Source organism: Pseudomonas sp. AU11447, assembly GCF_001672555.2.
Taxonomy (GTDB): domain Bacteria; phylum Pseudomonadota; class Gammaproteobacteria; order Pseudomonadales; family Pseudomonadaceae; genus Pseudomonas; species Pseudomonas nitroreducens.
In genome coordinates, this window is the sequence record NZ_LZDG02000082.1 from 1 (window position 1) to 19255 (window position 19255).

Consider the following 19255-nt stretch of genomic DNA (forward strand, 5'->3'; position numbering starts at 1 on the left):
GCTGCCGAGCGAATCGCCCGCGTACTGACCAACGACCCAGGCACCGGCGTGATGCGCCATGCCGATGCGGGTTACCAGATCGCGATTGATTGCGCCAGGGAGCAGGGCCTGAACCTGCCGATGATCACTGGCTGAGGAATCGAGCATGAGCAATGTGACTGAACTGCCCACGCCGCAGCCGCTGAATGGCGTGCGCGTACTGGACCTGAGCCGCGTGCTGGCCGGGCCGCACTGTACCGCGATGCTCGCCGATCTCGGTGCCGAGGTGATCAAGTTCGAGGTGCCCGGGCACGGTGACGACAGCCGCCACCTCGGCCCGTTCAAGGACGGTGAAAGTGTCTATTTCGGCTTGATCAACCGCGGCAAGCGCAGCGTCGAACTGGACTTCAAGGCGCCGGAAGACCTGCAACGTTTCTATGACCTGGTGGCGGACGCCGATGTGGTGGTGGAAAACTTCCGCCCCGGCGTCACCCAGCGCCTGGGCATCGATTTCGACAGCCTCAGGCAGCACAACCCGAAGCTGATCTACGCGAGCATTTCCGGTTTCGGCCAGAACGGCCCACTGTCGCGCCGCCCGGCCTACGACATCGTCGCCCAGGCGATGTCCGGGCTGATGAGCGTCAGCGGCTTCCCCGAGACCGGGCCGACCCGCAGCGGCGAAGCACTCGGCGACCTGTGCGCCGGCGTCTATGCGGCCTGGGCGATCAGCAGCGCATTGTTCGCCCGCGAGCACCAGGGCAGCAGCGCGCAATACATCGACGTGGCGATGTTCGACGTGCTGGTCAGCCTGCAGATGACTGGCCTGTCCAACCTGTTCGCCCACGGCAGGGCGCCGGGGCTGGTCGGTAACCGCCACCCGGTGTCGACGCCGTTCGACACCTACCGCGCCGCCGACGGCCTGGTGGTGATCGCGGTGGCCAGCGACAAGCTGTTCCGGCGTTTCTGCGAAAGCATCGGCCGCGGCGAACTGGCCGACGATCCGCGTTTCGCCGACGACCCCTCGCGCACCCGCAACGAGCAGGCACTGCGCGCCGAGATCGAGGCCTGGACCGGCCAGCGCAGCGTCGAGCAGGCCTGCGACCTGCTGCTGGATGCCGGCGTGCCGGCCTCGCCGGTGTGGAACCTCGCCGAGGCCACCGGCAGCGAACAGGCGCAGGTGCGCCAACTGCTGGTGCAGCCGGCCGACGACCAGCCGCCACTGGTGCCGCAACCGGTCTACTTCAACGGGTGCAAGCCCCACGCCGCGACGCGCGCTCCCCGATTGGGCGAAGCCAACGCCGCGTTCGGCCTCACGAATAAAGCAGGAGCCGTGCAATGAACTTCGATATCGACGCCACCGAACTGGCCATCGTCGACTCCGCCGAGCGGGTCTGCCGCGACGTGCTGGCCGCCAACGCCCAGCGCTATGACGAAGAGGAAACCTTTTGTGCCGAAAGCCTGCAGGCCCTCGGCGAGCTGGGCTTCATGGGCATCAACCTGCCGGAAACCTATGGCGGCTTCGGCATCGGCAGCCTGGCCATGAGCCGGGTGGTCGAGGCGGTGTCGGCGGCCTGCGCCTCCACTGCGTCAGCGTTGACCGCACACTTCCTCGCCACTGATTCGATCCTCATCGGCGGCACCGAGGAGCAACGCCAGGAATGGCTGCCGCGCTGCGCCAGCGGCGAGCTGCTCGGCGCCTTCGGCCTGACCGAGCCGGCGGCCGGCTCCAACCCGGCAGACATGCGCACCCGTGCCGTGCGCGAGACCGGCGGCTGGCGGATTCGCGGCAGCAAGCACTACATCACCAATGCCCGCGAAGCCGACTTCATCGTGCTCTACGCCAAGACCGACCCGGAGGCTGGCGCCCGTGGCATCAGCGCCTTCCTGATTCCCAAGGGCACCGCCGGCGTCACCTTCGCCAACCCGGAAAAGACCATGGGCCTGCGCGGCAGCACCATCTACGAGCTGGCGCTGGACTGCTGGCTGCCGGCGGATGCGTTGCTGGGCGAGGAAAACCAGGGCTTCCGCACCGCCATGGAAGTGCTGGATCGCGGCCGCGTGGAAGTCGCCGCCATGTCGCTGGGCATCGCTCGCGCGGCCATGGAGTACGCCTTGAAGTGGGTGGATGAGCGGCAGATCGGCACCAAGCCGCTGTCAGCCTACCAGGGCACCCAGTGGCGCATCGCCGATATGCACGCGCAGTTCCAGGCCGCGCGCCTGCTCACCCAGCAGGCTGCCGCGCGGCGTGACAGCGGCGAACGCTTCAGCCTCGAATCGGCGACCGCCAAATTGTTCGCCGCCGAGGCCTGCGGCTTCATCACCGACGCCGCGCTGCAACTGCACGGCGGCTACGGCTACATCCGCGACTTGCCGCTGGAGCGCTTCGTGCGCGACGCGCGGATCCTGCGGATCTTCGAGGGAACCTCCGAGGTGCAGAAGATCATCATCTCCCGCGCCGTGCTGGATGCCGCCCGCCATTGACGGCAGGTACGGGGCGGCCTTCGCTGCCGCCCCGGCGAATCAGGAAACGCTGTGCATAACAACAACAGCGCAGCTGGGCGAACGTCCGGCGGCGAGGAGAAAGCTTCATGGCTGGTAAGTCCCTGATCGAAACCCGCTCCATCGATTACATTCCCCAGGCTGAACGGCACGGCCGCCTGTTCAGCCAGTTCACCCTGTGGTTCGGCTGCAACCTGCAGATCACCGCCATCGTCACCGGCGCGCTGGCGGTGGTGCTGGGCGGCGACGTGTTCTGGTCGCTGATCGGCCTGCTCATCGGGCAGATATTCGGCGGCGTGGTGATGGCGTTGCACGGCGCCCAGGGGCCGAAGCTCGGCCTGCCACAGATGATCTCCAGCCGTGTGCAGTTCGGCGTGTTCGGCGCGGTGATCCCGCTGGTGCTGGTCTGCGTGATGTACGTCGGTTTCAACGCCACCGGCACGGTGCTGGCGGGGCAGGCCATCGGCCAGTTGGCCCATGTCAGCGATACCGTCGGCATCCTGGTGTTCGCGGCGGTCATCGTCGCGGTGACAGTCTGCGGCTACCGGGTGATCCACTGGCTCGGCAAGGCCGCCAGCGTGCTGGGCATTGTCGCCTTTGCCTACCTGTTCGTGCGCCTGTTGTCGGTCAACGACATCGGCGTGCTGCTGGAGAACCGCCACTTCGCCTGGAACACCTTCCTGCTCGCGGTTTCCCTGGCGGCGTCGTGGCAGATCGCCTTCGGGCCCTACGTGGCGGACTACTCGCGCTACCTGCCGAGCGAAACCTCGTCGCCGAAGACCTTCTTCGCGGTGGGCCTGGGCTCGGTGCTCGGCTCGCAGACGTCCATGGTCCTTGGTGTGTTCGCCGCGGCGCTGGCCGGCAAGGAGTTCTCCGGCCAGCCGGTGGCTTACGTGGTCGGGCTGGGGGCGAGTGGCATGATGGCGTCCGCACTGTTCTTCAGCGTGGCCTTCGGCAAGGTGACCATCGCCACCTTGAATGCCTACGGCAGCTTCATGTGCATTGCCACCATCATCAGCGGCTTCCGTGGCCAATTGAAGGTCACGCACCTGCAGCGTCTGCTGTTCGTGCTGGTGATCGTCGGCCTGTCCACTGGCCTGGCGCTGGCCGGGCAGCATTCCTTCCTGGCCGCGTTCAAGTCGTTCCTGCTGTTCCTGCTGGCGTTCTTCACGCCGTGGAGCGCGATCAACCTGGTGGATTACTACTGCATTACCCGCGAGCGCTATGACATCCCCGCGCTGTCCGATCCCGACGGCCGCTACGGCCGCTGGAACTGGACCGGCATCGGCGTCTACTGCTTCGGCGTGCTGGTACAGATGCCCTTCATCGACAGCGGCTTCTATACCGGGCCCCTGGTGGAGACGCTGGGCGGCGTGGATATTTCCTGGCTGATCGGCCTGCTGCTGCCGGCCTTGGCCTACTACTGGCTGGCCGCCAGGAGTCAACGCTCAGTGCCGGCCGCGCTGGTGCTGCCGGGGCAGGGTGACTCCTCCGCTGCCTGAGGGACGGCGCGCCCTCGCTTCTCGGACCGGGACGCTACCGATTGCGCTCAGAGCCCCCGGATCTCGCTCGGCTCGACTTCCACCTGATAGCCCGGCCCGACATCGAAGAGGATGTAGAAGTCCTCGCCGGGGCGCTTGAAGGTCAGGCTGGAATCCGCGCCCAGCCTGCCGGGGGCCAGCACCCGGTTGTCGGCGGCGCTCATCACGTCCAGGGTCACGCCCGGGGCGTCGCTGCCGTCGGTGAAGCCGCCGACGCAGCGGATCGTCTCGGCATCCAGGGCCGTGCATTCGCAGAAGGGTGCGTGCGCCAGGGCGCTGGCGCTGGCGGCCAGGCCGAGCAGCAGGGCGCTGTACTTGAGGATCGCTTTCATCGATTGCTCCGGGTCTTTTCCAGCCAGGCCACCAGCGAAGGCGAGGCCTGGGCGAGAGGGATCTGCGCCTGGTGCACGGCGCCATCCCAGCCTTCCACGGTCAGCCACAACTTGTCGGCCGGGGTGACCCGAGCCGGGATCGTGACTTCCGCGAACTGCTGGTGCGGCGTACCGGCGAACAGCCCGCCGGCGGCCCGCAGGCTGCGCGGTTCGCCGATACGCAGGTAGGCGGCCTTCACCTGTGCAGAGCAGCTGTCGCAAAGGGCCAGGGTAAAGGCCTTGACGAAGCCGGCGCGGCCTTCGTCTTCCGGCTCGCCGACTTCCCATTCGGCCATGCGCGCGGTCCAGGGGCCGACCTGCAGATTGCCGATCTCGCGCTCGCCCAGGCCGCGCAGGCCACGGTCCAGTTTCGCCTCGTGGAAGTACTGCGGCATGAAGCCCAGGGGAATCAGCACCAGCAGGGCGCTGAGGTGGAAACGCCAGCGCAGCCACAGGCGGCGCAGCTTGCTGTTGCCGCTCATTGGCTGGCCTCCGCGGTGGCCGCGACAGCGATGCGCTCGCGGGCTTTCTGCTTCTTCAGTTCCTTGGCGGTGGCGATCAGGGTGCGCTTGCTCCAGATCATCAGGCCGCTGAGCACCATCATGCTGAGGATCAGGCCGAACACGAACCAGATCAGCTTGACCCACACGCCACCGAAATCGCCGGTGTGCAGCGGGCGCATGGACTCGGTGACGAACTCCAGGCCCGAGCGGTCGCCCAGCAGGCGAGTCGAGGCGATGCTGCCGTCATAGGGGTTCACCTGGGCGCTTTCGGACATCAGCGGGTACCAGGCCTTGCCGAAGATGGTCACCGGGTCGTAGGCGCTGGAGGGCAGGCGGAAGAAGGTCGGCTCGAAGCCGGGAATCCGTTGCTGCGCGGACAGCACAGCGGCGTCCAGGCCGATGCGCGGTGGCGCCTTGCCGTCCGCGCTCAGTGGGATGCTGTCGCGCTGGATGATCGTCGGCACGCCTTCGCTGGAGATGGAAATGCTGTTGTCGAAGAGCACCGCCTGGATCAGGAACCAGGTGCCGGTGATGGAAATCACCGCGATGAACCAGATCGACCAGATACCCATCAGCCGGTGCATGTCGCCCCAGAAGATGCGCGCGCCCTGGCGCAGGCGCAGGGTCGGCTTGAGGAAGCCGCGCCAGAAGCGCTTGTACACCACCAGGCCGGTGACCAGCGAGGCGAGCATCGGCAAGCCGAGCAGCGAGACCAGGTACCAGCCCCAGCTGAAACCGTGGTTGAAGGGCACCAGCCACCAGCCGTGCAGCGCGCGGGTGAACTGGCGGAAGTCGAACAGCGGCATCTTGCCCTGGATGACCCCGGTATAGGGGTTCACGTAGAGCATGGCGGTAGCGCTGTCGGGATAGGTGACGCTGACCCGCAGCGCAAAATGCGTTTCGCTGGGCGCGCTGATCATGCGCACGGCGGCCTGCGGTTGCTGCTGGGCCATGGCGGCGAGTACCTGGTCGTAGCCCAGGCGTTGGGCGTCATCGTCTGGCGGATTGGCGCGCACGGACGGATCGGCCAGCCAGATGATCTCCTGGCTCACCGTGGCCAGGGTGCCGGTGATGCACACCAGGAACACGAAGAACCAGATGGGCAGGGCCAGCCAGCTGTGGACCAGGAACCAGAGCCTGGAGCGGGATTTCTTGGACATGGGGAATCACGGCCACGCAAGGGAAAGGCAATGGAAAAGGCCCCCGCCGGACAAGGCCGGCGAGGCGCGAAGACACCCAGTCGCAGCGGTGTTCTAGGAGTAAGGACGGATGAGATCGAAAAACCGGCCATCTGCAGTTGCAAATAAATGTTTCGGTGCGGTTTTCGCGGTCTTTTCCATTTCTTTACACATTTTCTGTGCGTGTTTTTTGCGGCTCATCCGTCTTGTATGTGAAAGCGATCGATTCGCAACGGAAGCGAACTTCAGCCAGACAACAGGAGAACCGCATGACCTTCTACCTTCGCCAGCTCACGCTGCTGGCCGTGGCGCTGAGCTGTGCGCCATTGGCCAACGCGGACTACCTGTGGCTGGAACGCAATGCAGGCCAGAGCGCGAAAAGCTATTTCAGCGAACAGCAGCCCGGCGAGCACCTGCCGGTGACCCAGTTGCAGAACGCCCACGTCGTGCTGGGCGAGGGCAAGACGGCGCCGATGAAGGCTGGCGTCGAGTCCTTCGATATCGGCGCCGTGCCGCCGGGCGACCTGCGCATCGCCGCCCAGCGTGCCGAAGGCAGCACCCTGACCATTTATCAGGCCCGCGAGGGACGCACCGAGACCCGGGCGCAGAATGATCTGGAGCTGGTGCCCACCACGCCCGGCGGCAATACCTTCGCCCTGCACTGGAAGGGCACCGTGGTGCCGGCCTCGCAGGTCAACGTGTACACCTCCGAGCAGTGGAGCCGCAGCCTGAAGCCGGCAGCCGATGGCACCGTGACCCTGGCCACGCCGTTCCCGGCGCGCTACGTGCTGGAGGTCTCGGCTCAGGTCAACGGCGGCGCCAGCGTCGACGGCAAGCGCTACGACAGCGTGATCCACGTTTCCACCCTGTCCTTCGAGGTGCGCCCATGAGAGTCGCTATCAAAGCCAGCACCCCGGTCCGCCCGCGCCTGCCGCGCCCCGCCCGGCAGCTGCTGGAGCACGCCGGCCTGCGCAGCAGCCTGCCGCGGTTGAACATCCTCGATGCGCTGGTGGCCTGCCGCAAGGCGACTGCCGTGGAGCTGCACGCTTACCTGGAGGAGCCCGGCCTGCCCATCTCCCTCAGCTGCGTCAGCCAGACGCTGCGCCGCCTGCACCTCTCCGGCCTGCTCGACCGGGACGAGAACAAGCGCTACAGCCTGGCACCCGGAGCGGTAGCCGCCATGGGCAAGTCGAGCGAGTTGCACTGACGACGGTGGCTCCCCTGCAGGAGCGAGTCATCTCCGCGATCCGGCCTGCAGGCCGGGTCGGCGCGTCGCCATCGGTCCTGGCGGAGCCGAGATATCGCGGAAAAGCTTCGTTCATACATCAGCCAGTGCAATAGCAGGCCGTGCGCATTGAACCCCCCAGGCACCGTCAGTGGTCGGCGGCGGCCACCTATCGTCGGGACCTATCCTTAGGCGATCCCGGTCTACAGTTGAAGTGACAAGTTCTGAAGACCCGAGGGAGTGCCACCATGAGCCAGTTGTTCGAGCCCCTGACCCTGCGCCAGCTGACCCTGTCCAACCGTATCGCCGTATCCCCCATGTGCCAGTACTCCGCCCAGGATGGCCTGGCCAACGACTGGCACCTGGTACACCTGGGCAGCCGCGCTGTCGGCGGCGCCGGCCTGGTGATAGTCGAGGCCACGGCCGTTGCCCCGGAAGGGCGGATCAGCGCCGAGGACCTGGGCATCTGGAATGACGAGCAGGTCGAGCCGTTGCGGCGCATCACCCGTTTCATCGAGTCCCAGGGGGCGGTGGCCGGCGTGCAGTTGGCCCACGCCGGGCGCAAGGCGAGCACCTGGGCGCCGTGGCTGGGCAAGCACGGCTCGGTGCCGATCAGCGAAGGCGGCTGGACACCGGTGGCGCCCTCGGCCATCGCCTTCGACCCGCAGCACACCGCGCCCATCGCCCTGAGCGAAGAGCAGATGGCGACCATCAAGCACCAGTTCGTGCGCGGCGCCGAGCGCGCCTTGGCCGCCGGCTTCAAGATCGCCGAGGTGCATGCGGCCCATGGCTATCTGCTGCACCAGTTCCTCTCGCCACTCTCCAACCAGCGCCGCGACCAGTACGGCACCTGCTTCGAGAATCGCATCCGCTTCCTCCTCGAAATCACCGAGGCGGTGCGCGCGGTGTGGCCACAGGAATTGCCGCTGTTCGTCCGCCTGTCCGCCACCGACTGGGTGGAAGACGGCTGGAACCCCGACGAAACCGTGGAGTTGGCGCGACGCCTGAAGGGCCTGGGGGTGGACCTGATCGATGTGTCTTCCGGTGGCACCGCGGTCAACGCCGAGATTCCCGTGGGGCCGGGCTACCAGACGCAGTTCGCCGAGCGGGTGCGCAAGGAGGCCGGCGTCGCCAGCGGCACCGTCGGCATGATCACCGAGCCGGTACAGGCCGAGCACATCCTGCGCACCGGGCAGGCCGACCTGATCCTGCTGGCCCGCGAGCTGTTGCGCGATCCGTACTGGCCGTTGCACGCCGCCGATGAGCTGGGCGGGCAGCCGGTGCCGTGGCCGGCGCAATACCTGCGCGCCGCACAACGCGGTACGCCCAAGCGCAAGGCCTTCGGGCAGGCCTGAGGCCGGGCTGGCTTACGCGAGCCATAGGTTGCGCTAGCGCCTGTCCCATTCCCCGGAAGTTCTGCGGCAGCCACCAGACCGGTGGCTGCCGCTTATTGGCGGGTGCCTTCCTTGAACTGGAACAGCGCAGGGCGTAGCGGGGTGGTGAAGGACCGGTGCTCTTCGTCGAGTGCCGTGGTCACCGGCGTGCTGTCTGCGCTGGCGATGACCCAGGTGTCGCCTTCGTGTTTCAGCGAGTAGGCCAGTGGCACGCCGTTTCTGAGCACGGGCTCGGGCCTGTCGTGTTCCAGGGCATACAGCGTGACTTCGTAGGCCTCGGCTTCTCCGGCCTTGCCACGGCCGGCGGGAACCAGCCGCGCATAGTTGAGCACTGCAGAACCGGGCAGGCGCCCCAGCACGTGTTCCCCCAGCGAGGCCTCGGCATACAGCGGGTAGTAGGTGGGGGCGGCGGTGCTGACGTCGACGACATGCAGAAAGCCATAGAGTCGCCACTCGCCAGCCCCGAATAGGCCGGTACCGGGGCCAGCCAGCACCTGGTAGTGGCGTTTCGGCAGCTTGATGTCCAGCAGGCGGGTACTGCGCATGTCCAGCCGGGGGAAATTGCCCCAGGGCGTGGCGACGGCGTCGAAGCGCTTCTTGCCGGTCGTTACCGCGGCGGCCTCCCCGGCGATTTCCAGGTAGGACGGCGAGTTCTTCACTTCGGTGCGGTATTCGGTGCCGGTTTTCGACTCCTGCGCGGTGAAATGGGAGCTCAGTACGGAGGTGGAAACCTGTTCGACGCTCCAGAGGCTCTCAACTGCCGAGTTCAGGCTTTCATGCGTTTCGGCTTGGGCGAGCGGCTGCACTGTCAGAAGCGCCAACATCAGCATGCAGCGGCGTAGCCGGTAAGTGAGCGGCATGGGAGCCTCGCGATCAGTAGAAATGTTCAACGGCGCGCCGCCTGGACGAACACCGGTCCCCAGAGAGGATGACTGGCCTCGCTGGTGCCCAGGTGGAAGGTCGGATCGATCTGCAGGGCGCGGTCGAAGGCGAAGCGGCACTGGATCGGTCGGTCGGTCACGCAATAACTGAACGCCAGGTACTTGAGGGCCTTCAGTCGCACCTGCGCATCGGCGCCCCAGATGGCTGGCGAGAGGAACTGCTGTTCGGCCAGGTAGTAATGCCCGGCCTCGTATACTCGCAGGCCTTCATCGAAGGTGTTCTCGGCGAGCACCTGGGCATCGTCGGCAGGTGGTGCTGGCGGTGCCTCGCGGTGGCTGCTGCAAGCGGAGACCGCTGCCAGGCAGGCGATCAGCAGCGGCGTCGAGAGGGTACGCAGAGTCTTCATGGGTGGATCCATACACGTCAAAGGGGGGCTGCCGACGCTCACTGGAAGGTGTGCTGGAGCGTCACGGACTGTCCGGCGGATATCTGTACGTTCTGGCTGTAGCCCGGCAGGTCGGGGTTGCGCAGTTCGATCCGGTAATTGCCTGGTGGCAGTTGCAGCTTGAACAGGGGCGGGCTGATGCCGCGCTTCCTGCCGTCGATCCAGACTTCGCCCCAGGGCTGGATGACGACGCTCAGGGTGCCTGTCGCGACGGGGACGGGCGCACTGTCAGGTGGCGTCGGGCTGGCGGGCTTGCTGCCGGTAACGGTCATGGCCTGGGTTCGCAGCGGATGAGGCTTCTGTTTCTGCTCGGCTGCGGCCACTGGGGGGGAGGGCCGCTTCACCACCGGAGCCGGTGCTTCATGGAGAGCTGGTGCTGCTGCCTGAAGCAGATCGACGGGAGTGGCCGGTATGGCAGGTGCGGCTGCGCTGGCCTGCGGAGCGGGCTGTTCCTCCGGCACCGGCTCGGATGGCGGAATGACCAGGGATCCGTCGTCCAGGGAGTCCGGGGTGGCAGTCTCGAGGTGATCTGCCGGGGCAGGCGAGCGCTCCACCACACCCTGCTGGGCAGGCTTCGACTGCGACAGCTCGCCCGCTGCGGATTCGCTCGGGACATCGCGCTCGTTGTCGACAGCCCAGGGTTGCCACAGCGCCAGTAGCAGAACGGTGACCAGCGTGCCGGCGATGGCGCCGGCGATCAGTGGCCAGTTGGCGGAAGGTCCGGGGGCGGGCGCCAGCCGGTATGGCCCGGCCGTCAGTACGGGTTCGAGCGGTTCCTGCGGCGCCGGCTGGACGATTGTGGGGGCTGGGGGAGGCGGTGTGGCCACCGGGCGCGGCGTCAGGGTGTAGGCGGTACCGGGGCCATCCCAGGAGCTCAAGGCCTCCGAGGGAGCGGGGCGCGCCGGCCTGGACGGAAATGCTTCGTCGAATGCATACGAGGCCCTCAATGCTGCCTCGCCGGCGATCGTTTCGGGAAGCGAGCCATTCGGGTCGTTCCGAGTGTCTGGCGGGCAGGGGGCTTTTGCGTTCGGTTCCATCGGCTACATCTTCAAGGGTGACGCGAGGTGAGGCTTGCTGCCGTCAGACCGCAAGCAGATCGCCATGCAGCAGGAGCAGAAATACAAAGCTGGAAAATGGCCGTGGATCATAGGAAGCGGGGGCTTGCGGCTCAAATGCACCTGGCTGTTTCTTGGCCTGGAACGGGGAAATGAGCATCAGGTCGCGCTTTGCAAGCGGAGTGCGCGCTGAAGGAAAGCGGTGACTCAATGGTCAGGAAAAGAAATGAAATGTGATATCTGTCGCAGGATGGCGATCTGATGCTACTCTCTGGGCGCTCGCGCAAGGATTGCGCACTACCCACCAGAGCATCACTGGAGCACGCATGGACGCTTCTGCAACGCCTGCCGCCATCCCGCAATCGGAAATCGCCCTGCTGGCGAACATCCTTGCCCTCGCCACCCGCAACATGTCGAACCTCAGCACCCTGATCACCCAGTTGTCGGTGGAGCTTGGGCATAGCCCCGATCCGCACCTGCAGCGTGTGGGTCAGCGAGTGCTCGCGGATGTGGATGTGCTGTCGACGTCACTGGATACCCAGTGGGAGTTGATCGGCGCCCTCTCGCGCTTCTGTCCGTTGCTGTCGCGCACGCCACTGGTGAAGCCGGCGCTGGTGACGGAAATCCATATCACCGAGTTGCCGGGCAGGGCGTAGGTTTACGCCCAGGTTCACGGGCAAGGTCGCACCTGCAGCGCATCGGCGAATTCGCGGTCGCGGCTGTACTGCGACGCTGGTCGTCTTTACGCAGGAGCGGACTCCGTCCGCGATGGCCCCCAGCGGTGGCCCTTGCGCGGACGGAGTTCGCTCCCACGAATAGCCTTACCAGCCGAGCTGCTTGTGCAGGCCGAGGGCGTCGTAATAGTCGCCCTGGTAGACGATCTTGCCGCCCTTGACCTTCACGTAGCTCACGCCGTCGAACGACAGCGGTTTGTTGGTCGCCGGTGTCTGGGCGTCCCAGGCGCCGGTGTTGGTACCGCTGAAGGTCCACTGGAAGGCGATGCCGTCCTTGTCGACGATCGGCTTGCCGTTCATCTTCCACGTAAGATCCGGAACGGCCCCCACGAACACCTTGATTACGTTGTCACGCGCGGCTTCCCGGCCCTTCTGCGGGGTGCCGACGGTGACGTCGAAGTACTCCGCATCCTTGGCCAGGTAGCCGGCGGCCTTCTCGGCGTCGTGGGCGTTCCACGCGGCCATGTAGGCATCGACGATCTGTTTGGGATTCTCTTGTGAAGAGCCGGCCGCCTGTACGAGACCGGCAAAGGTGAACAGCGACAGCAGGTAGAACGCTCTGACGAGGTGACGCATGCTTGCCTCCGTTGCGGGCGTGCCCGCGGGGTTTCGGCCGGATGGCCGTTGAGTGCGGCGCCACACCGGGGCGTGGCGCCATTTCTATCAGGACAGTTCGCCCACCGCGCGCCAGGCCTCGTCGATAGCCGCATGGGCATAGGCGTCCCAGGCGGCATCGGAGTTGGCGATGGTGACGTTGCCGACCTTGGTGCGGGCCAGGTTCATCAGTTTTTCGCTCTCTTCCTCATCATCGAAGAGGCTGTTGGAGAAGTACGAATAGCCGTGCGACCAACGGTTGATGGTGATCGCCTGGATGTCCTTCTGGTGGTCGAAGCCGACCGGGCCGAGCATGGCCTGCAACTGGTCGCGGATCATGCCTTCCATGTATTCGAAGCTCATGCCGTAGAGCTTGCCGCGGCCCACGCGGGCCTGGGTGCGCGCGTCCATGCCGGTGTTGGGGCTGGTGGGCACGTAGACCATGTGCAGGCCGATGGGCTGGTTCGGGTCGCGCGGGTGGCTGTAGCCGCCGATGTCCACCGGGTAGTCCAGCTTCACGCGGCTATACGGCTGGCTCGGCGCGTAGATCTCGTGCACGCCCAGCTTCATGAAACTCTGCCAGTTGCGGATCACCACCTTGGTGTACACCAGCGGGAATTTCACGTTCTGCGCCAGGGCGTGGGACTGCTCGGCAGAGAGGTCGCGCAGGATGTACGGGATGATCATGTTGTAGCAGGCCAGCACGCAGTGCCTGGCGCGCACGCGGTGCAGGGCGCCGGCGCGGCTGTAGCCGACGTCCACGCCGCCGTCGCGGTTCTTCACGCTCACCGCGGTGCTGTTCAGGCGCAGGCGTACGGCGTTGCTCGGTTGGTCCAGCTTGGCGTAGTCGAAGGTGGCCAGGACGATGTCGTTCATGTCCTTGCCCGGCGCCACGCCTGGAATCAGGCCGCGCACCAGCAGGCGCGCCAGCGAGGCGTTGCCGTCGGGGAAGTGGTAGATGTACGGCTCTTCCATCTCGGACTTGGCTTCCTCGCTGATCGGCGAGAGGTCCATCGCACCGAAGCCGGGGAAGCCCACGGAGTAGGCCGAGTCGGCAGAGACGGCGTCGATGCTCAGCGCGGAGAAGTCGTTGGTGCGGCTGAGGAAGTAGCGGGTGGCGGCTTCGCTCAGGCCGACGTCCTTGCGCAGGAAGTCCTGGTAGCTGGTCTTGGCCAGGTGCGCTTCCTTCTCCTCGCGCGTCTTGCCGGCGAGGTAATCCTTTGGTGCTTCGTGCAGGTCGATCAGCGCCTGGCGGTCGGCCTCGGGCAGCGGGAAGTCGCCGATGAAGGCGCGCCAGCTGCGGGCGTTGAGTTTTTCCGGGGCGATGTCGTCGGCCACCATGGGCGTCGGGTCGCCGCTGACCATCTTCGCCTCGCCGAAGCCGGCCTTGTCGAAGAACACGCCGCGCGACAGGCCCAGGTTCGGGTAGAAGTCACGGTCGAAGGCGGTTTCGAAGCGGTCGACGTCGACGTTGAGCTGCTTGAGCAGGTTGTTGACCGTGTCGCTGTACAGGTGCTTGGGCGACTGGAAGGCTTCGCTGCCGCCGTAGCCGAGGATCATCCGGCCGCCGGCCTGGAATTCGTTGCGCTTGGCGTGGCCGCCGAAGTCGTCGTGGTTCTCGATGATCAGCACGCGCGCCTTGGGGTGCTTCTGCCGGTAGAACCAGGCCGCGGACAGGCCGCTGATGCCGCCACCGACCACCACCAGGTCGTACTGCTCCTCGATCTTCAGGCCATCGGTGTCGAACACCTTCTTCTCCCAGCCCATCTGGTGCGCGACCTCGAACGCGCCGGGATGGCTGCCGCGCATGCCGGTCAGGGCAGGCGGGTAGTAGCGGCCGGACGGAGCGGCCTGGAGAAGTTGGAGCGGGGTGAGGCCCGCGCCGATGGTGAGGGCAACGCCGTTGAGGAAGTCGCGGCGGGTGATGGTCATGGGAAGTCCTTGCAAGGTGATGGCCCGGGGCAGGGCTGTCATGGTTTTACCCTTCCATGCCGGAAGGGGTTGCGGCATGCGTGGCCGCGCGGCGGTCCCGGTCGAGCGGGGCGCCGTTTGAATCACCGAACCTTGGTCCGGTGATTGCTTTTCACACTGTGCTGTTGGGCCTCGCGAGCTAGAGCGCAGCAAGGCGGAAGGTGGTTCGGGCCCAGGAGGGTAAATGACTGGGCTCGAACCACCTTCCAACGCAGCTCCGCCGACGCGCAGCAGGCCTTACTCCCAATCAGTGTTTGATCATGACGTGGCGGATCGCTGTGTAGTCCTCCAGGCCGTACATGGACATGTCCTTGCCGTAGCCCGACAGCTTCATGCCGCCGTGGGGCATCTCGGTGGTCAGCATGAAGTGTGTGTTGACCCAGGTGCAGCCGTACTGCAGGCGCGCGGACAGGCGATGGGCGCGGCCGATGTCGCTGGTCCACACCGAGGAGGCCAGGCCGTAGTCGGAGTCGTTTGCCCAGGCCAGCGCCTGCGCTTCGTCGTCGAACTCGGTGACCGAGACCACCGGGCCGAAGATTTCGCGGCGGACCACTTCGTCGTCCTGACGAGCGCCGGCGAGCACGGTCGGTTCGAAGAAGAAGCCCGCGCGGTCGGCGCGTTTGCCGCCGGTGACCACTTCGATGTGCGGTACCTGCCTGGCGCGCTCGACGAAGCCGATGACGCGCTCCAGGTGCTGCTCGGTGATGACCGGGCCCAGCTCGGTGTTCGGGTCGTCCTGCTCGCCGTACTGGATGCTGGCAACCGCTGCGCCGAGCTTCTCCACGAACTTGGCGTAGATGCCTTTCTGCGCGTAGATGCGGCAGGCGGCGGTGCAGTCCTGGCCAGCGTTGTAGAAGCCGAAGGTGCGAATGCCTTCCACGGCGGCGTCGATGTCGGCGTCGTCGAAGATGATCACCGGGGCCTTGCCGCCCAGTTCCATGTGCATGCGCTTCACGGTGTCGGCGGTGCCGGCGATGATGCGGCTGCCGGTGGCGACCGAGCCGGTCAGCGAGACCATGCGCACTTTCGGGTGGGTGGTCAGCGGCTCGCCAACAGTCGGGCCACGGCCGAACACCAGGTTGACCACGCCGGCGGGGAAGATCTCGGCCATCAGCTGCGCCAGGCGCAGGGCGGTCAGCGGGGTCTGCTCGGAGGGCTTGAGCACCACGGTGTTGCCGGCGGCCAAAGCCGGGCCGAGTTTCCACGCGACCATCATCAGCGGGTAGTTCCACGGCGCGATGGAGGCGACCACGCCCACCGGGTCGCGACGGATCATCGAGGTGTGGCCCGGCAGGTATTCACCGGCGGCGGAGCCTTGCATCACGCGGCAGGCGCCGGCGAAGAAGCGGAACACGTCGGCTACCGCCGGCAGTTCGTCGTTCAGCGCGGCGGAGTACGGCTTGCCGCAGTTGTTGGATTCGAGACGGGCCAGTTCCTCGGCGTTGGCGTCGATGGCGTCGGCCAGTTGCAGCAGGAGCATCGCGCGGTCTTTCGGCGCGGTCTGCGACCAGCTGTCGAAGGCGGCGTCGGCGGCCAGTACGGCGGCGTCGACCTGGGCCGGGGTGGCCTCGGCGATTTCCACCAGGGTGGTGCCCAGGGACGGGTTCACAACAGCGAGCTTCTCGCCTTCGCCAGCGACCAGTTGGCCGTTGATCAGCAGGTTGGTTTGCATGGTTGAGTCCTCTTGGTCAGGAACGTGGTGCAAATTCGGTTAGGTGTTTCTTCTTAGGGGCCAGCCGGTTTGTGGGCGGCGGGCCTGAGGGGTTCTGTTGATCGGAGCGGGGGCTTTCCCTCTCCCTAGCCCTCTCCCTGAAGGGAGAGGGGATATCCGTGCCGTGCGGCTGTCCGTGTCCGTCGGCGAGCGCGATGTTCTCCAGGCGCACCGGACGGGCGCCCTCTCCCTTCAGGGAGAGGACGGGGGAGAGGGCGCATGGCACCCAAATTACTTCCCGCTCCCCGCCACGCCCTCGCCACCCTTGGTCAGGTAGTAGGCGCCGAGGATCGGCAGCATGGTCACGATCATCACCAGCATCGCCACCACGTTGGTCACCGGCACGTCGCGCGGGCGGCCCAGCTGGTTGAGCAGCCAGATCGGCAGGGTGCGTTCGTGGCCGGCGGTGAAGGTGGTGACGATGATCTCGTCGAAGGACAGCGCGAACGCCAGCATGCCGCCGGCCAGCAGCGCCGAGCCGAGGTTCGGCAGGATCACGTAGCGGAAGGTCTGCCAGCCGTCGGCGCCCAGGTCCATGGAGGCTTCGATGAGGCTGTGGGAGGTGCGGCGGAAGCGTGCGATGACGTTGTTGTAGACGATCACTACACAGAAGGTCGCGTGGCCGATGACGATGGTCAGGAAGCCCGGCTCGATGCCGAGGGTCTTGAACGCCGACAGCAGCGCGATGCCGGTGATGATGCCGGGCAGGGCGATCGGCAGGATCAGCATCAGCGAGATGCCTTCTTTGCCGAAGAAGTCGCGGCGGTACAGCGCAGCCGCGGCCAGGGTGCCCAGGAGCATGGCGATCAGCGTGGCGACGCTTGCGATCTTCACCGACAGCTCGATGGCTTCGAGCACGTCCTGGCGCGCGAAGGCGACGCTGAACCAGTGCAGTGTGAAGCCCTTGGGCGGGAAGCTGAAGGCCGCGTCCTCGGTGTTGAAGGCGTACAGGAAGATGATCAGGATCGGGAAGTGCAGGAACACCAGCCCGCCCCAGGCAGCTGCTTTGAGCCCCCAGGAAGCCTGCCCCTGAGATGAAGAGTCAGAGTGCATCGAAGGCTCCTAAACGTTTGACGATGGAGAGATAGACGGCGATCAGCACGATCGGCACCAGGGTGAAGGCGGCGGCCATCGGCATGTTGCCGATCGCGCCCTGCTGGGCGTAGACCATGCTGCCGATGAAGTAGCCGGGCGGGCCCACCAGTTGCGGCACGATGAAGTCGCCCAGGGTCAGGCTGAAAGTGAAAATCGAGCCGGCGGCGATGCCGGGGATCGACAGCGGCAGGATCACCTGGAAGAAGGTCTGCCGCGGGTGCGCGCCGAGGTCCGCCGAGGCTTGCAGCAGCGACGGAGGCAGGCGCTCCAGGGAGGCCTGGATCGGCAGGATCATGAACGGCAGCCAGATGTACACGAACACCAGGAAGCGCCCGAAGCTGGAGGTGGAGAGGGTGTTGCCACCGATGCCCGGAATACCCAGCAGCAGGTTCAGCAGCGGCTCAAGGCCCAGGTGCTGGACGAACCACATCGCCACGCCGCCCTTGGCCAGCAGCAGGGTCCAGGCGTAGGCCTTGACGATGTAGCTGGCCCACATCGGCATCATCACTGCGATGTAGAAGAACGCCTTGGTCTTGCCGGTGGTGTAGCGCGCCATGTAGTAGGCGATGGGGAAGGCCACCGCGCCACTGGCGATGGACACCGCGACGGCCATCAGCACGGTGCGCTGGATGATGTCGAAGTTGGAGCCGCTGAACAGCGAGCCGAAGTTGGCCCAGGTCAGGTCCGGCGTCACCGTCATGGTGAAGTCGTCGAAGGTGTAGAAACCCTGCCACAGCAGTGTCAGCAACGAGCCGAGGTAGATCGCGCCGAACCACAGCAGCGGCGGGATCAGCAGCAGCGAGAGGTACAGCGTCGGCTTGCGGTAGAGCAGGTTGGACAGGCGCCGCAGCGGGCCATTGCTGGCCGCGGGCAGCGCTGCATTCATCGTCAGTTCCATCTCACGCGCCCTCGTTCAGCACCACCATCGCCTCGCGCGCCCAGCGAGCGGTCACGCGCTGGCCCGGCTGGTGGGCGAGGTCGATGTCGGCCCACTGGCTGTTGGCCTGGCTGAGGCAGAGGTTCTGGCCGTTGTCGAGACGGATCTCGTAGCGGGTCGCGGCGCCCTGGTACTGGATGTCGTGCAACAGGCCGCTGATCTCGATGTCCGAGGTGGCGCGCTCGCCGTTGGCGAAGGTGATGTGCTCCGGGCGGATGGAGAAGGGCTGGGCGTTGCCGGTCAGGCTCTGGGCGATGTCGCCGCGCAGCACGTTAGAGGTGCCGACGAACTCGGCCACGAACGGAGTCGCTGGCTTCATGTAGAGGTTACGCGGGGTGTCGACCTGCTCGATGCGGCCCTTGTTGAACACGGCCACGCGGTCGGACATGGACAGCGCTTCGCTCTGGTCGTGGGTGACGAAGATGAAGGTGATGCCCAGCTGGCGCTGCAGCTTCTTCAGCTCGCTCTGCATCTGCTCGCGCAGCTTGAGGTCGAGGGCGCCGAGCGGTTCGTCCAGCAGCAGCACGCGCGGGCGATTCACCAGGGCGCGGGCCAGGGCTACGCGCTGGCGCTGGCCACCGGAGAGCTGTACCGGCTTGCGCACGCCATAGCCGCCCAGGGCGACCATGCCAAGGGCTTCTTCGGCGCGCTTGAGACGCTCGGCCTTGCCGATGCCTTTCACCTTCAGGCCGTAGGCGACGTTCTCCAGCACGCTCATGTGCGGGAACAGCGCGTAGTCCTGGAACACCGTGTTGACGTCACGCTGGTAGGGCGGCAGGCCGGCGGCCTCCTCGCCATGAATGCGGATGGAGCCTGCGCTGGGTTGCTCGAAGCCGGCGATCAGGCGCAGGCAGGTGGTCTTGCCCGAACCCGACGGGCCGAGCATGGAGAAGAACTCGCCGTCCTTGATGTCGATGGACACCCGGTCAACGGCTTTCACCTCGCCGAACTGGCGGGAGACCTGGGTGAATTGAACAGCGGGGGTGGTCATGGTGCACGCTCCAAGGGGCAGGATTCCGGCGTAGGGGAGTCCTGCCCGTGAATCTGAGATACGGGTGAATCGATGCGAATTGGGCGGGGCGGGAACTCCCTCTCCCTCTGGGAGAGGGCCGGGGTGAGGGAAGCCACGGCACACGGCCGG

General features: G+C 66.2%; 20 protein-coding genes. 8 read left to right on the forward strand and 12 right to left on the reverse strand.

The features are described 5' to 3' along the window. From A6723_RS31905 to A6723_RS27270, 4 genes are all read left to right on the forward strand, one after another. The coding region (locus tag A6723_RS31905) for a hypothetical protein (protein ID WP_139093075.1) at nucleotides 1-135 on the forward strand (135 nt) is incomplete at its 5' end. Nucleotides 136-145: 10 nt separating this feature from the next. Continuing rightward, nucleotides 146-1318, forward strand: a complete 1173-nt coding sequence (locus tag A6723_RS27260; protein ID WP_054908238.1) for a CaiB/BaiF CoA-transferase family protein — start codon at nucleotides 146-148, stop codon at nucleotides 1316-1318. Continuing rightward, on the forward strand, nucleotides 1315-2460 hold the full coding sequence (locus A6723_RS27265) for an acyl-CoA dehydrogenase family protein (protein ID WP_054908239.1): 1146 nt from the start codon (nucleotides 1315-1317) through the stop codon (nucleotides 2458-2460). Before A6723_RS27260 ends, A6723_RS27265 begins: the two co-directional genes overlap by 4 nt. 107 nt (nucleotides 2461-2567) lie before the next feature. Continuing rightward, nucleotides 2568-3980 carry a cytosine permease gene (locus A6723_RS27270; protein WP_054908240.1) on the forward strand — a complete coding sequence of 471 codons (1413 nt, stop codon included), beginning with the start codon at nucleotides 2568-2570 and terminating at the stop codon, nucleotides 3978-3980. A 47-nt stretch (nucleotides 3981-4027) separates the two neighbouring features. Here the strand turns inward: A6723_RS27270 and A6723_RS27275 are convergent, their stop codons facing one another. From A6723_RS27275 to A6723_RS27285, 3 genes are read right to left on the reverse strand one after another with little or no spacing between them, the layout of a single operon-like run. After that, the gene (locus tag A6723_RS27275; RefSeq protein WP_054908241.1) at nucleotides 4028-4351 is read right to left on the reverse strand and encodes a hypothetical protein; all 324 of its coding nucleotides are present in this window, start codon (nucleotides 4349-4351) and stop codon (nucleotides 4028-4030) included. Beyond that, nucleotides 4348-4872: a hypothetical protein gene (locus A6723_RS27280; RefSeq protein ID WP_054908242.1), complete on the reverse strand. Its 525-nt coding sequence runs from the start codon at nucleotides 4870-4872 to the stop codon at nucleotides 4348-4350. Before A6723_RS27280 ends, A6723_RS27275 begins: the two co-directional genes overlap by 4 nt. Next, nucleotides 4869-6053: a PepSY domain-containing protein gene (locus A6723_RS27285; RefSeq protein WP_054908243.1), complete on the reverse strand. Its 1185-nt coding sequence runs from the start codon at nucleotides 6051-6053 to the stop codon at nucleotides 4869-4871. The genes A6723_RS27280 and A6723_RS27285 overlap by 4 nt, the downstream gene beginning before the upstream one ends. Nucleotides 6054-6340: 287 nt before the next feature. On the opposite strand from A6723_RS27285, the gene A6723_RS27290 reads away from it, so the two are divergent. The 3 genes from A6723_RS27290 (at nucleotide 6341) to A6723_RS27300 (ending at nucleotide 8651) form a co-directional block, all read left to right on the forward strand. Beyond that, nucleotides 6341-6961, forward strand: coding sequence for a hypothetical protein (locus tag A6723_RS27290; protein WP_054908244.1), 621 nt, complete (start codon nucleotides 6341-6343; stop codon nucleotides 6959-6961). Further along, entirely contained in the window at nucleotides 6958-7278 is a 321-nt protein-coding gene (locus tag A6723_RS27295) for a transcriptional repressor (protein ID WP_233298217.1), read from the forward strand. The genes A6723_RS27290 and A6723_RS27295 overlap by 4 nt, the downstream gene beginning before the upstream one ends. Nucleotides 7279-7544: 266 nt before the next feature. Continuing rightward, a complete protein-coding gene (locus A6723_RS27300) occupies nucleotides 7545-8651 on the forward strand; it encodes an NADH:flavin oxidoreductase/NADH oxidase (RefSeq protein ID WP_054908245.1) in 1107 nt (368 codons plus the stop codon). A gap of 92 nt (nucleotides 8652-8743) precedes the next feature. Here A6723_RS27300 and A6723_RS27305 read toward each other — a convergent pair whose 3' ends face one another. From A6723_RS27305 to A6723_RS27315, 3 genes are read right to left on the reverse strand one after another with little or no spacing between them, the layout of a single operon-like run. After that, nucleotides 8744-9550 (reverse strand): hypothetical protein, encoded by an 807-nt coding sequence (locus tag A6723_RS27305; RefSeq protein ID WP_054908246.1) that lies wholly within the window; start codon nucleotides 9548-9550, stop codon nucleotides 8744-8746. Between the two features lie 26 nt (nucleotides 9551-9576). Beyond that, a complete protein-coding gene (locus tag A6723_RS27310; protein WP_054908247.1) occupies nucleotides 9577-9978 on the reverse strand; it encodes a TssQ family T6SS-associated lipoprotein in 402 nt (133 codons plus the stop codon). Between the two features lie 38 nt (nucleotides 9979-10016). Then, nucleotides 10017-11054 carry a PEGA domain-containing protein gene (locus A6723_RS27315; protein WP_139093076.1) on the reverse strand — a complete coding sequence of 346 codons (1038 nt, stop codon included), beginning with the start codon at nucleotides 11052-11054 and terminating at the stop codon, nucleotides 10017-10019. Between the two features lie 344 nt (nucleotides 11055-11398). On the opposite strand from A6723_RS27315, the gene A6723_RS27320 reads away from it, so the two are divergent. After that, nucleotides 11399-11728 (forward strand): hypothetical protein, encoded by a 330-nt coding sequence (locus A6723_RS27320; protein ID WP_054908249.1) that lies wholly within the window; start codon nucleotides 11399-11401, stop codon nucleotides 11726-11728. A gap of 165 nt (nucleotides 11729-11893) precedes the next feature. Here the strand turns inward: A6723_RS27320 and A6723_RS27325 are convergent, their stop codons facing one another. The 6 genes from A6723_RS27325 to A6723_RS27350 all read right to left on the reverse strand — a co-directional run bounded on the left by A6723_RS27325 (nucleotide 11894) and on the right by A6723_RS27350 (nucleotide 19105). Beyond that, nucleotides 11894-12382, reverse strand: coding sequence for an ester cyclase (locus A6723_RS27325; RefSeq protein WP_054908250.1), 489 nt, complete (start codon nucleotides 12380-12382; stop codon nucleotides 11894-11896). Between the two features lie 87 nt (nucleotides 12383-12469). Then, a complete protein-coding gene (locus tag A6723_RS27330; protein WP_054908251.1) occupies nucleotides 12470-14332 on the reverse strand; it encodes an FAD/NAD(P)-binding protein in 1863 nt (620 codons plus the stop codon). A gap of 286 nt (nucleotides 14333-14618) precedes the next feature. Then, complete coding sequence (locus A6723_RS27335; protein ID WP_054908252.1) at nucleotides 14619-16043, reverse strand: gamma-aminobutyraldehyde dehydrogenase; 1425 nt, start codon at nucleotides 16041-16043, stop codon at nucleotides 14619-14621. Nucleotides 16044-16313: 270 nt separating this feature from the next. Then, a complete protein-coding gene (locus tag A6723_RS27340) occupies nucleotides 16314-17135 on the reverse strand; it encodes an ABC transporter permease (RefSeq protein ID WP_054908253.1) in 822 nt (273 codons plus the stop codon). After that, the gene (locus A6723_RS27345) at nucleotides 17125-18075 is read right to left on the reverse strand and encodes an ABC transporter permease (protein WP_054908254.1); all 951 of its coding nucleotides are present in this window, start codon (nucleotides 18073-18075) and stop codon (nucleotides 17125-17127) included. Before A6723_RS27345 ends, A6723_RS27340 begins: the two co-directional genes overlap by 11 nt. A gap of 1 nt (nucleotide 18076) precedes the next feature. Then, a complete protein-coding gene (locus tag A6723_RS27350) occupies nucleotides 18077-19105 on the reverse strand; it encodes an ABC transporter ATP-binding protein (protein ID WP_038803388.1) in 1029 nt (342 codons plus the stop codon). Nucleotides 19106-19255 lie beyond the last annotated feature (150 nt).